The sequence below is a fragment of the Ferrimonas gelatinilytica genome (genome assembly GCF_039544205.1).
GTDB classification, from domain to species: Bacteria; Pseudomonadota; Gammaproteobacteria; order Enterobacterales; family Shewanellaceae; genus Ferrimonas; species Ferrimonas gelatinilytica.
On record NZ_BAABLF010000022.1, the window covers coordinates 1 to 13158 of the forward strand.

General features: G+C 61.8%; 11 protein-coding genes. 6 read left to right on the forward strand and 5 right to left on the reverse strand.

Going from position 1 to position 13158, the window contains the following annotated elements; all coding sequences use genetic code 11:
* Positions 1-450 precede the first annotated feature (450 nt).
* The 4 genes from rpiA to serA all read left to right on the forward strand — a co-directional run bounded on the left by rpiA (position 451) and on the right by serA (position 4934).
* Positions 451-1110 carry a ribose-5-phosphate isomerase RpiA gene (gene rpiA, locus ABD997_RS12180; RefSeq protein ID WP_345317307.1) on the forward strand — a complete coding sequence of 220 codons (660 nt, stop codon included), beginning with the start codon at positions 451-453 and terminating at the stop codon, positions 1108-1110.
* Between the two features lie 339 nt (positions 1111-1449).
* The gene (locus tag ABD997_RS12185) at positions 1450-1983 is read left to right on the forward strand and encodes a glutathione peroxidase (protein WP_345317309.1); all 534 of its coding nucleotides are present in this window, start codon (positions 1450-1452) and stop codon (positions 1981-1983) included.
* 108 nt (positions 1984-2091) lie between these two features.
* Positions 2092-3531: a coniferyl aldehyde dehydrogenase gene (locus tag ABD997_RS12190; RefSeq protein WP_345317311.1), complete on the forward strand. Its 1440-nt coding sequence runs from the start codon at positions 2092-2094 to the stop codon at positions 3529-3531.
* Positions 3532-3701: 170 nt separating this feature from the next.
* A complete protein-coding gene (gene serA / locus ABD997_RS12195) occupies positions 3702-4934 on the forward strand; it encodes a phosphoglycerate dehydrogenase (RefSeq protein WP_345317312.1) in 1233 nt (410 codons plus the stop codon).
* A 113-nt stretch (positions 4935-5047) separates the two neighbouring features.
* Here the strand turns inward: serA and ompW are convergent, their stop codons facing one another.
* Entirely contained in the window at positions 5048-5680 is a 633-nt protein-coding gene (gene ompW, locus ABD997_RS12200) for an outer membrane protein OmpW (RefSeq protein ID WP_345317314.1), read from the reverse strand.
* 272 nt (positions 5681-5952) lie between these two features.
* Here ompW and ABD997_RS12205 point away from each other — a divergent pair, with 272 nt between their 5' ends.
* Complete coding sequence (locus ABD997_RS12205; protein ID WP_345317316.1) at positions 5953-6846, forward strand: aldo/keto reductase; 894 nt, start codon at positions 5953-5955, stop codon at positions 6844-6846.
* 551 nt (positions 6847-7397) lie between these two features.
* On the opposite strand, the gene ABD997_RS12210 is transcribed toward ABD997_RS12205, so the two are convergent.
* From ABD997_RS12210 to ABD997_RS12220, 3 genes are all read right to left on the reverse strand, one after another.
* Positions 7398-7787: a YbaY family lipoprotein gene (locus ABD997_RS12210; RefSeq protein ID WP_345317318.1), complete on the reverse strand. Its 390-nt coding sequence runs from the start codon at positions 7785-7787 to the stop codon at positions 7398-7400.
* Between the two features lie 61 nt (positions 7788-7848).
* The gene (locus ABD997_RS12215) at positions 7849-8706 is read right to left on the reverse strand and encodes an acyl-CoA thioesterase domain-containing protein (RefSeq protein ID WP_345317320.1); all 858 of its coding nucleotides are present in this window, start codon (positions 8704-8706) and stop codon (positions 7849-7851) included.
* 78 nt (positions 8707-8784) lie between these two features.
* On the reverse strand, positions 8785-9693 hold the full coding sequence (locus tag ABD997_RS12220; RefSeq protein ID WP_345317322.1) for an SDR family NAD(P)-dependent oxidoreductase: 909 nt from the start codon (positions 9691-9693) through the stop codon (positions 8785-8787).
* A gap of 184 nt (positions 9694-9877) precedes the next feature.
* Here ABD997_RS12220 and ABD997_RS12225 point away from each other — a divergent pair, with 184 nt between their 5' ends.
* Complete coding sequence (locus tag ABD997_RS12225) at positions 9878-10771, forward strand: 1,4-dihydroxy-2-naphthoate polyprenyltransferase (RefSeq protein ID WP_345317324.1); 894 nt, start codon at positions 9878-9880, stop codon at positions 10769-10771.
* A gap of 140 nt (positions 10772-10911) precedes the next feature.
* Here ABD997_RS12225 and ABD997_RS12230 read toward each other — a convergent pair whose 3' ends face one another.
* A complete protein-coding gene (locus ABD997_RS12230; protein WP_345317325.1) occupies positions 10912-12843 on the reverse strand; it encodes a propionyl-CoA synthetase in 1932 nt (643 codons plus the stop codon).
* Between the last annotated feature and the right edge of the window lie 315 nt (positions 12844-13158).

A 13158-nucleotide genomic window follows, 5' to 3' on the forward strand; every position in this document is an offset into this window, starting at 1 on the left:
ATGGTATAACCACGTCAGACCCCACGGGAGCTTGGATAGAAAACCACCAGTCAGCCGACTTGGTGTGAACAACGTGTTGGAAGTCTACAACTAGTACCCAAATAACTGTTCCGAATTGTGCTTCACCCTACCGTTCGCGAGAGCAACCTGATGCAGTGGAGCACAAAGCTCTTAGGAACTCGGTTCTAGGCCCTAGTTCCTAAGAGCCGAAGCAAAGCCCAGGGAGCCTGAGCTGTCACGAAAGTGGAGCATATTTAGGAACAGCCATTTAGTGCCTAGGCTCTTGCCTTTAGGAACTAGGATCTGGTCCCTGGGCTCTTGCCTTTAGGAGCACAGAACTAGCATTCAATATGCTTAATGCAAGCCCCTGACATCCCGGTGGGAAATTGCGCAGGACAGACGGGGAAAGCCTCTCTATAATCGGCGCAAATTCCCCCGGAGAAGTTTGCGATGTCTCAAGACCTGTTGAAAAAAGCCGCGGGCTGGGCAGCCCTGGATTACGTCGAGAAAGGCAGCATCGTCGGTGTCGGCACCGGCAGCACCGTCAACCACTTTATCGACGCCCTCGGCACCATGGCTGACCAGATTAAAGGGGCGGTCTCCAGCTCCGAAGCCTCCACCGAGCGGCTCAAGGCCCTGGGAATCGAGGTGTTCGACATGAACAGCGTCTGCGAACTGTCAGTTTACGTGGACGGTGCGGATGAGATCGATCACCAGATGGCGATGATCAAGGGCGGTGGCGCGGCCCTGACCCGGGAGAAGATAGTCGCCTCCATCGCCAAGCAGTTTATCTGCATCGCCGATGGCAGCAAGCGGGTCGATGTGCTCGGCCAATTCCCGCTGCCGGTGGAGGTGATCCCCATGGCTCGGGCCGCCATCGCCCGGCAGATCGTCAAGCTCGGCGGTGACCCCATCTTCCGCGAAGGCTGTATCACCGACAACGGTTGCCAGATCCTGGATGTGCACAACCTGAAGATCACCGACCCCAAGGCGCTGGAGCAGAAGCTAAACAACCTCCCCGGCGTCGTGACTAACGGCCTGTTCGCCTTCCGGGGTGCCGATGTCCTGCTGCTGGGTGAAGAGGGCGGCGTCCGTACCCTGACCGCCTGACCCTCCAAAAGCCGGGGCCGCGCGGCCCCGGTTGCTCATCCATCATCCCCGCATCGATAGCGCTACCACGCCCGCACTTGAACTGCTCCTTGGCTGCTCTATGTCACTCCCAGCGCACTGGCATCGCCATGCCCGCCCATCAGCGCCTCCTCACACTCTTGGCTGCCGCACCGCTTAAAGCCCAAGCGTCGTTGAAGTTCATGACCTCAGCAACACTATCCCTTGGCTTCGTCCGCCATTGAGCGAATAATCGGGGCTGGTGGTCAATACGCTGGCGAATTGAACCTTGCACCCCTTCGCTGCGTTTGACCAAGGAGACTGACAGCAAGGAGCTTAAAAATGAAAACCCGCGCCCTGGCCCTCGTTACCCTTCTGGCCTCCGCCGGAAGCTGGGCGGCCTGCCCCGATTGGCTCGACACTGAGAAACGCCGCCTTCACGCAAAAGAGCAGGTAGACCTGTGCGCTCTCACCGATGGCAAACCGGTTTTGATCGTCAATACCGCCAGCCATTGTGGCTTTACGGGCCAGTTCAAGCAGCTCGAAGCCCTTCACCAACAGTACGGCGACCAGGGCCTGGTGGTCCTCGGCTTCCCCTCCGACGACTTTTTCCAAGAGGCCGATGACGAAGCGGAGACTGCGGAGGTGTGTTACAAAAACTACGGCGTGAGCTTCACCATGTTGACCCCAGTGTCTGTCCGTGGCGGAGATGCCGACCCCATCTTCCAGGAGCTGGCGCGCCAAGGCGGTGCCCCAAAATGGAACTTCTACAAGTACCTGGTCTCCCCCGAGGGTAAGCTGGTGGACTACTGGTCTCCCCGCACCGAGCCCGATGACGCGGAGATCACCGGCGCCATCGAGACCCTGCTCAAGTAGGTGGGCCTCCCCCCAACCCTGAGGGGCCCTTGTGGGCCCTTTTTATTTGCGCTAGCTTCGGACTCAACAGAGCCCGATGCCGGGTCAGGATGCACACCAAGGAGCCCCATGAGCCAGCCCTCACTCTCCCTCGCCGAAACGCGCAGCACTCATGACGATCTCAGCGCGTTGTTGAGCCGCCAGAAACAGGCGTTCAGCGCCCATCCCATGCCCACGCTGGCACAGCGACTGGATAAGCTGGCCCGCCTGCACCGGGGGATCATTAGCCACCGCGAGGCCCTGACCAGGGCGCTGAGCCAGGATTTCGGCCATCGCAGTGAGTTTGATTCAGTGATCGCCGATATTCTCCCCTGCATCAACCAGCTGCGTTACACCCGTCGCCGTCTGAAGCGCTGGATGAAGCCGGACTCCCGTCATGCGGGAATGCTGCTGGCCCCGGCCAAGATCCGGGTGGAGTACCAGCCGCTGGGCGTGGTCGGCATCATGGTGCCCTGGAACTTCCCGGTTTTCCTGGCCCTTGCCCCCCTGCTGACCGCCCTGGCGGCGGGCAATCGGGCGATGATCAAACTGTCGGAGTTCACCCCCGCCACCAATGCGGTACTCAAAACCCTGCTCTCGGAGCAGTTTGATCCCGAGGAGGTGGCCGTGGTCGAGGGGGAAGCGGAGCGCTCCGCTGCCTTCAGTCGCCTGCCGTTCGATCACCTCTTTTTCACCGGCTCCACCGCCGTGGGGCGTCACGTGATGCGGGCGGCCGCCGAGAACCTGGTGCCGGTGACCCTGGAGCTGGGTGGCAAGTCCCCCACCCTGATCGGCCCAGATATGTCGATGGAGGAAGCGGTGGAGCGGATCGCCTGGGGCAAGTGCATGAACGCCGGGCAGATCTGCGTGGCTCCGGACTACATCCTGCTTCCGGAGGGGCAGCAGCAGAACTTTATCGACGCCTTCCGGCGCCGCTTTACCCGGCTCTACCCCAAGGGGCTGGCCAGCCCGGACTACACCTCGGTGGTGAACACCGCCCAATACCGCCGGCTACTGGACACCCTTGAAGACGCGGTCGACAAGGGGGCCATCGCCACCCCCCTGTGCAATCCCGCCCGGGACGATGAGCAACATCGCCTCGCCCTGCACCTGCTGACCAACGTGGATGACCAGATGCGGGTGATGCAGGAGGAGATCTTCGGTCCGCTGCTGCCGCTGGTGCCCTATCGCGACATCGACCAGGCCCTGGCCTACGTCCAGGCCCGGCCAAGGCCCCTGGCACTCTACCTGATGAGCCATGACGCCGAGCTGCAGCAAAGGGTGCAGGCAGAGACCCACGCCGGCGGCATGGCGATCAACGAAACTCTGTTGCAGGTGGCTGCCGATGACGCGCCCTTTGGCGGTGTCGGTCCCTCCGGAATGGGGGAGTACCATGGCGAAGAGGGCTTTCGCACCTTCTCCAAGGCCAAGACGATACTACAGCGGGGCCGCTTCAATCCCGCGACCCTGATCCACCCCCCCTACCGGACCTGGCTGCACCGCCTGATGGTCAAGCTGCTGGTGCGCTGATCCCGCGCCCCGCCGTCCGACGGCGGGGCGCCCTTTTTCTTACACATTCTGAGCGCTATCTCGTTGTGCTATAGCTCGATTTACGAGACCGATGATGGACACCTTAGTGAGTGATTTTATTAGGCAACGCGGTATCCTGAAGGACTTTGAGGGTGCCGAGGATGGAGACCATGACCCCGCTATCACTGCATAAAGACAAGATCAAAGTCCTGCTGCTGGAGGGGGTGCACCCCTGCGCCGAGCAGGTATTTCGGGATGCCGGCTACCACAACATCGAAACCCTCACCGGCTCCCTCTCTCCCGAGGCCTTGGGTGACAAGCTGCAGGATGTGCATTTTGTCGGGATCCGCTCCCGCACTCAGCTCTGTGAGTCGGTACTGGCCCGAGCCAACAAGCTGGTGGCGATTGGCTGCTTCTGCATCGGCACCAACCAGGTGGATCTGCACGCCGCCGAGCTGGCCGGGATCCCGGTGTTCAACGCCCCCTTCTCCAATACCCGCTCGGTGGCCGAGCTGGTGCTGGGGGAGATCCTGCTGCTGCTCAGGGGGATCCCTGAGAAGAACGCCCTGGCCCACCGCGGGGTATGGAAGAAGTCCGCCAGTGCCAGTTTCGAAGCACGGGGCAAGGTCCTGGGGATCATCGGCTACGGCCACATCGGTACTCAGCTTGGGGTACTGGCGGAGGGGCTGGGGATGCAGGTGGTGTTCTACGACATCGAGACCAAGCTGCCGCTGGGGAATGCCCGCCAACTGCCCAGCCTCAACGCCCTGCTGACCGCAGCCGACGTGGTCAGCCTGCACGTGCCGGAAACCGAGGAAACCCGGGAGATGATGGGCGCGGCCCAGTTCAGCGCCATGAAGCCCGGCAGCATCCTCATCAACGCCGCCCGGGGCACTGTGGTTGCCATCGACGCCCTCTGCTCCGCCCTGGCGGACAAGCACCTGGCCGGTGCCGCCATCGATGTGTTCCCGGTGGAGCCCAAGTCCAACACCGAGGAGTTTGTCAGCCCACTGCGGGAGTTTGATAACGTGCTGCTGACGCCCCATGTGGGTGGCTCCACCCAGGAGGCCCAGGTCAACATCGGTCTGGAGGTGGCTTCCAAGCTGGTGAAGTACTCCGACAACGGCTCCTCCATCTCTGCGGTCAACTTCCCGGAGGTCTCCCTGCCGCTGCACCACGATTGTACCCGCTTGCTGCATATTCACCGCAACGTGCCCGGGATACTGAACCAGATCAACCAGGCGTTTGCCGCCAAGGGGATCAACATCAGCGCCCAGTACCTGCAGACCACCGCCGAGATCGGTTACGTGGTGATGGATGTGGAGACCCGCCACGGCGAGGAGGCACTGGAGCAGATGAAGCGGATCCCGGGCACCCTGCGGGCACGGATGCTGAACGGGTAAACCACCTCCCAAAACGACAACGCCCGCCCCGAACATTCGGGGCGGGCGTTTTTTGCCGTCTCAGTCAGTGCATCGGCCGCCTCGGGCGAGCGCCGGACTCAGAAACGTTCTCCTCAGAAGCGATAGCCGAAGGAGACCATGTAAACCCAGGGATCCACTTCGGTGGCGATGGTGACCGCCTCGCCGCCCAGCTTGAAGTTCACATCGGTATCGATGTCGAGGTACCACACCGAGGCGTTAAACAGCCAGCGCTCGGAAAAGAGGTAATCCACGCCCACCTGGCCAGCCACCCCCCAGGAGGTGTCGGCGCTGAGATCCGTCAGGGCACCGTCCAGATCATTGGTAAACTTCTCCTCGAAAAACAGGGTAGCGTTAACCCCGACTCCCAGGTAAGGACGCACCTTGCTGCCGGCATCACCGAAGTAATACTGGGCCATCAAGGTCGGGGGCAGGTGCTGCACCTCGGCGATGTTGCCCAGGGAGGGCAGGCTCACCTTGTGGCTGAAAGGCGTCGCCGCCAGCAACTCGATACCCACGTGATCCGTGGCCATGTAGGTCAGGTTCAGCCCCAGCTGGGTATTACTGTCGATGTCAAACTCACCCAGTCCGGCCACATCTTGCGAGCCAGCGTTTGGCGACACATTGGCAGCACCGAAGCGCAGCATAAGGTCGCCGGCCTGGTGGGCGGCCACAGGCAGGGCCGTCAGGGTAGCCAGTACGGCAGCGGACAGTAGACGCAGTTTCATTCACGCTCTCCTTAACGAGTTCGAAAAAATCGGCCACCGGCGTTGACGCGCTTACCGACGCTCCCCCTCGCCATAGTCCAGCAACGGGGATCTCCATGGTCGGGCCATCGCATCCCGGTGATGGCGCAACCCTACCCCCTATCCCATTGAATTTCCTTGAGCTAGAACAAGTTTGCTACAACCTTGTTCCATTCCAACCTCATGGCTGCGCATTTTACCTAACAGACCAGGGGCAGTATCCTTGGATGAGACTTTCGTAAGGACACACCACCATGGAACACGCCGATCTCCACGGCCTCACCCTCTCCCGCTTCGTCGCCGGCTACTGGCGCCTGCTGGATTGGCAGATGACACCGCAGCAACGACTCAGCTTCATTGAATCTCACCTGGAGCTGGGGATCAGCAGTTGCGACCATGCGGATATCTATGGGGACTACCGCTGTGAAGCCGCCTTCGGTGAAGCGCTGGCACTCAAACCCGCCCTGAGGCAGAAGCTTCAGCTTGTCAGCAAGACCGGGATCTGCCTGCCCGGCCCCAAGGGATTTGATCTACCCCACTACAACACCAGCTATGGCCACATCCAGACCCAGGTGGAAAACAGCCTCAGAAACCTGGGGACAGACCACCTGGATCTTCTGCTGATCCATAGGCCCGACCCCCTGATGGATGCCGATGAGGTCGCTTCGGTATTCGAGCAGTTGCACCGGGAGGGCAAGGTACGCTTCTTCGGCGTCTCCAACTTCACCCCGCACCAGTTCGATCTACTGCAGTCGCGCCTCTCCCAGCCCCTGGTGACCAACCAGATTGAGATCTCCCCCCTGCACCTGTCCCCCCTGCACGATGGCACCCTGGATCACCTTCAGCAGCACAGGATCCGACCCATGGGCTGGTCCTGCCTCGGTGGCGGACGCCTGTTCAACCCCGCAGACCCCACGGCCCGGCGGATCCGCCAGGAGCTGCACGACATCGCCGAGGAGGTGGGGGCTTCCGGCATCGACCAGGTGCTCTATGCCTGGTTGCTGGCGCTGCCAAGCGCCCCGCTGCCGATCCTTGGCAGCGGCAAGATCGACCGCCTGGCCCAGGCGGTGGGGTCCCTGCAGCTGAACCTCACCCGGGAGCAGTGGTTCAGGATCTGGACCGCGGCCGCCGGCCACAATGTGCCTTGAGCGCCCTCCTGGGCAAAGCGACAGTTCTCAACAGCCAGGAGCTAGACGCGAGTTCCTAGATCCTAAGGGCAAGAGCCAGGAGCTAGGCGCGAGTTCCTAGCTCCTAAGGGCAAGAGCCTAGGTACTAGGCGCTAGGTCCTAGATCCTAAGGGCAAGAGCCTAGGTACTAGGCGCTAGGTCCTAAAGGCAAGAGCCTAGGTACTAACTCCTAAAAGCTAGGCACTAGGAACTAGGAACCAGGAACCAGGAACCAGGAACCAGGAACCAGGAACTAGGAACCAGGAACTCACTTTTAGAAACCCCAACGCAGCACCGGGTACGCCCCGCACTTTGGGCAATAAAAAACCTTCCGCGAGGAAGGTTTTTCTGGTTCCGGAGCATCGATCTAAATGGCTGTTCCTAAATACGTTCACTTTCGTGAAAGCTCAGGCTCCCTGGGCTTGGCTCCGGCTCTTAGGAACTAGGGCCTAGCTCCTAGTTCCTAAGAGCTTGTCCACTGCATCAAATTTCCTTGGCGAAAGGGCGGGTGCAGCACAATTCGGAACTGTTATTCAGCGAACCGGCTCCACCAGTACCGTGGTGTTGAACACACCGTTATTGATCACCGGGTAGGACTTCTGCGTCCGCAGTAGGATCTTGTCCTGCACCCGAACCGCGGCCCAGACCACGTAGTTGGCCTTGTTGTCCACCATCTCCTCCGGAACGGTAAAGAAGAAGGGCACCGGCAGCTTGGCCACCTGGTACTCCCGCTGCTCCAGGACCACCCCGGGGCTGTCCGCATCGATCACCGCCACCAGAATACTGGAGTTGGCCGGCAACAGCGTCGCCTCTTTAAAGGTCACCACCCCGCTGATCCGCACGAACTGCTCCTGGGGCTCCTTCACAGTGACACAGCCACTGAGGGCCAAGGTCATCAGCATCATGACCAAATATTTATACATGTTCATTCCCTTTCAAGGATTTGCGCATCTTATAGCAATACAAACCCGGCACCACAAGGCCTCAGCGCTGCTGGCGTATTAACCCTTCCTGCTGGGCCGTGGCAATCAACTCGCCGGCACGATTGAAGAACTGCCCTCGTACCAGGCCGCGGGAGTTCACCGTGGTGGGGCAATCGATCTGGAACAGCAGCCAGTCATCGAACCGGAACGGCCGGTGGTACCACATGGCATGATCGATGGTGGCCAACTTCAGCCCTGGGGTAAACGGCGTCAGGCCGAGGGGCTTGCAGGCGGTGGTAAGGAAGTTAAGGTCCGAGGCGTAAGCCAGCAGGTAGCGATGGATATGGGGGTCATCCGGCAGCGGATGGGTGGTTCGCATCCACACCTGACGAGTGGGCGTGCGCTCCTTACCCAGCAGCCGCATATCTTCCGCTACGCGCACCTCGATGGCGACATTCTCCAGGAACTTATCCACCAGGGACGCCGACAGCTTGTGGCGCAGCTGCTCTGCCAGCTCCTGTTGGCTGGGAAAACTGGTCGGCTCCGGCGCCTCGGGCATGGTGACCTGGTAATCCGGACCCGGTTCCAGGGCGTGGAAAGAAGCGGTCATGAAGAAGATGGGACGCCCATGCTGTTTCGCATTGACCCGGCGGGCACTGAAGTTGCCCCCATCCCGCAGGTTGGCCACTTCGTAGATCACCGGTTTGGAGAGATCCCCCGCGCGCAGGAAATAGGAGTGAAAGGAGTGAACATCTCGCCCCTCGGGCACCGACCCCTGGGCCGCGGACAGCGCCTGCCCCAGAACCTGACCACCAAAGAGGTGACCAAAGCCAAGATCCTGAGTCTCCCCCCGGTACAACCCATCATCCAGTTGCTCCAACTGGAGCAGGTTGACCAACCTTTGCAACACTTCCGCCATTTTGCCTGTTCCTGATTGCCCTTGATGACTCTCAAGCTAACCCTCCACAGAGAGAAATACCAGAGCCATGACAGCAGGTTAGGATCTCTGCCGCAACAGAGACTGGAACAGCCGCTCCAATCGCTCACCCAGAATGGCAAACCCACGCCGCTTCGGCATCTGCTTCAGGCGCTGCCAGGCTTCTGCGTAGCATTCGGGGCGCATCCGATCACCACCGAGATAAAGCCCCTCGCTCTCCTGCACCGAGGCCAGGGCCACATGTCCGCCGCCGGCGGTGACCGTTTCCCCGTTGGGGGCGGACTCCGACAGCAACCACAGCAGCGGTGGCACCATCAGATCCGGCGTCATCTCTTCGGCCATCCGGGACAGCCCCAGGGATCTCGTCAGGCGAGTATCCGCAGACGGGCAGAGGGCGTTGATCCGGATCCCATCCGCCTCACTGCCGCATTTCAGGCTCTGCATCAGGGCGATGTTAGCCCCGTTCGCGGCACCGAAGCCCGGCAACTTCGGGTCGCCATAGAGGGCAGAGAGAGAGGCGGTGATCACCACCCGGCCGTAGCCCTGGCGCTTCATCTGCGGCCATACCGCCCGGACGCTCTCCAGGGTACTGAAATGGTTCATCTCCATCTGCAAACGGGGTTGATCATCGCCGATCGCCTGCTGCTGTGAGCTCAACAGGGTACCGGCATTGCACACCAGGCCATCGATACGACCGAAACGCGTCAGGGTATCCGCCACCACCTCATCCAGCGCATTGCCACTGCGGACATCGCAACAGTGGCCTATCGCCTCGGCACGCCCCATGTCGTGGATGGACGCCACCAGATCCTCGATGTAGCTGGGGTCCGGATTCTCACCCTCGGGATCGCACCCCAGATCCACCGCCACCACGGTGGCGCCCCGGGCCGCCAATGCCAGGCTGTAGGTGCGCCCCAGTCCCCGCCCTGCACCTGTGACTATCACCACTCTGTCGGTAAAGTTGATCATCCCAGTCCCCTTCCTGTTAAGCACTTGTACAGGATTAACCAAGGCCAGAACCATTTCTGTGACTTGGAAACAAAAAATAAACATTCAACGGCGAGTGCAGCGTGACTGGGATCCCCCCAATCTGGCCACAAAAACCGGTACAATGACGCTCGACTTCAACCCAAACAGGCCGCCCCCGACCACCATGACGACCTTTTCATACTGGGTAATGGCGATCCGCCCCCGCACCCTGCCCGCCGCCATCGCCCCACTGTTACTGGGCAATGTGCTGGCGTACAGCCACGACAGCTTCAGCTGGGCCATCGCGCTGAGCGCCATGCTCTGCGGCCTCCTGCTGCAGATCGGCGTCAACCTGGCCAATGACTATTTCGACTTCAAAAGTGGCATCGACACCGACGCACGCCTGGGCCCCACCCGTGTCACCCAGTCAGGGCTGCTGACTCCCCAGGCGGTGCGCAACGCCATGGCCCTGTCGCTGCTGGCCGCCGTCCTGGTGGGCTTCTACCTGATCGCAGTAGGGGGCTGGCCGGTAGTCTGGATGGCGCTGGCCGCCGTTGCCGGTGCCCTGGGGTACTCCGGGGGCCCCTACCCCCTGGCCTCCCACGGCCTCGGAGAGGTCGCGGCCTTCCTCTTCTTCGGCCTGTTGGCGGTGGTCGGGGTCTACTTCATCCAGACCGGTGATGCGCCCCTGCTGGTCTGGCTGCTGGCGGCCACCGTAGGCCTGCTCAACGCCGCCATCATGCTGGTGAACAATACCCGGGATATCCGCACCGATGCACAAGCGGGCAAGCGTACCGTGGCGGTCCGTATCGGTCTCGGCGGTGCCCGCCACCTCTACCGCGTCCTGATCACCCTGCCCTTTTTCATCCTGTCGCTGATCTGGCTGCTGGGCCTGCTGCCCGGTGAAGCGATGCTGCTGAGCGTCATCGCCGCCCCCATGGCCCTGCGTCTTATCCAGGATTTTTACCGGGTCGATGGCCCCGCCCTGAATCCTCTGCTGGGCCGCACCGCCGGACTGACCATGATGTTTGGCATCCTGCTGAGCCTGGGTACCCTCTGGGCCCATCTGGCCGCCTGAGATGCCAACCCTGCAACGGGCGGCGACAGAGACAACAAAACGGCCCGCAGATGCGGGCCGTTTTACTTTTCCAGACTCTATGCGCCGGGTTTCAGGCCTCAACGCCATGGGGGGTGACGAGATCCGTCATACAACCGCACTCAGACGCCGGCCCCACCGCCGATCGAGGCGTGGCCATAACCCAGCCGGGTCAGGGCATGGCGCACCAGATCCAGGGTGGTGGGATCTTCGATGGTCGCAGGTACCACGTAATCCTGGTTATCGGCGATCTTGCGCATGGTGCCCCGCAGGATCTTGCCAGAGCGGGTCTTGGGCAACTTATCCACCACCGACACCAGCTTGAACGCCGCCACCGGGCCGATCTGCTGTCGCACCAGGGTGATCAGCTCCTGGTAGAGTTGCTCTTCCGCCAACTCCATGCCGGACTTGAGCACCACCAACCCCAGGGGAACCTGACCCTTGAGCTCATCGGCTACGCCGATCACCGCCACCTCCGCCACCGCCGGGTGCTGCGACAGCACCTCCTCGAAACGCCCGGTGGAGAGGCGGTGGCCCGCCACGTTAATGATGTCGTCGATACGGCTCATGATGTAGAGGTACCCCTCCTCATCCTGGTAACCCGCGTCCCCGGTGAGGTAATAACTGGGGTACTGGGACAGGTAGGCCTCGCGGTATCGGGCCTCGTTCTGCCACAGGGTCGGCAGGGTGCCCGGCGGCAGCGGCAGGCGGATCGCAATAGCGCCACTCTCCCCGGCCGCCAGCGGGTGACCCGCCTCATCCAGCACATCGACCTGGTAGCCCGGCACCGCCAGCGCGGGCGAGCCGGGCTTCACCGGCACCGGATCCACCCCCATCAGGTTGGCACAGATCGCCCAACCGGTCTCCGTCTGCCACCAGTGATCGATCACCGGTACGCCAAGCTGGCGGGCAGACCAGTTGAGGGTATCGGGATCGCACCGCTCCCCCGCCAGGTACAGTGCCCTGAGGCTGTCGAGTTGGCCGGGCTTGAGGCAGCGGGTGTCCGGATCCTCTCGCTTGATCGCCCGCATCGCCGTGGGGGCGGTGAAGAAGCTCTTCACCCGGTACTGCTCGATCACCCGCCAGAACGCCCCGGGATCCGGCGTTCCCACCGGCTTGCCCTCGTAGAGGACGGTGCTGGCTCCCACCAGCAGCGGGCCGTAAACGATGTAGGAGTGGCCCACCACCCAGCCCACATCGGAGGCCGCCCAGAAGCACTCTCCCGGGCCAATGTCGTAGATCGCCCTCATCGACCAGGCCAGTGCCACCGCATGGCCACCGTTATCCCGCACCACCCCTTTGGGTGTGCCCGTGGTGCCCGAGGTGTAGAGAATATAGAGGGGGTCGGTGGCCTCCACCGGCACACACTCCGCCGGCTCCACCCCCTGCTGGGCCTGGTACCAATCCAGATCCCGTCCCGGTGTCAGCTGCGCTTCGCACTGCATCCGCTGCAGCACCAGGCACCCCTGAACCGGGTGGCTCGACAAGGCCAATGCCTCATCCAGCAGCGGCTTGTAGGGCACCACCCGGTTCGGTTCCAGTCCACAGGAGGCACTGAGCACCAGCTTGGGCTTAGCATCGTCGATGCGGGTCGCCAGCTCGGCGGCGGCGAAGCCACCAAACACCACCGAGTGGATCGCCCCGATGCGGGCGCAGGCCAGCATCGCCATCACCGTCTCCGGCACCATCGGCATGTAGATCACCACCCGGTCGCCCTTCTCGACCCCTTGGGCCACCAGGGCACCGGCCAGCCGGGCCACCTTGGCCTGCAGCTCCAGGTAGGTGATCCCGTAGCGGGTATCGCTGACCGGGCTGTCGTAGTGGATAGCGACCTGCTCCCCCCGGCCCTGGGCCACGTGGCGATCCAGCGCGTTGTAGCAGGTGTTGAGCTGTGCCCCCTCGAACCAGCGGTAGAGGGGCGCGTTATCCTCCTCCAGCACCCGTTGCCAGGGGCGGATCCAATCGATCGCCGCCGCTGCGTCGCCCCAGAATCCGCTGGGGTCCTCCGTCGCCCGTTGCTGTAACGCCCGGGTCTTTGTGCCTGCCTGCGCCATGTGTCCCTCCCGCTTCACTGTTATCTGTTGGCTTCACCTGTCCAAACTTCGGGGAAAGGTTCTAGGTGCTAGGTGCTAGGTGCTAGGTGCTAAAACCTCAGTATCCCGCTCTTGCTCTTAGTACTTAGTACCTAGGGTCCTGCTCTTAGGAACCAGGAACTCGCTATTCAAACCTAGAGCCTGGTCTCTACTGCTCTGAGTACCTAGTACCTAGGTGTAGACTTCCAACACGTTGTTCACACCAAGTCGGCTGACTGGTGGTTTTCTATCCAAGCTCCCGTGGGGTCTGACGTGGTTATACCATGACAGGTAACA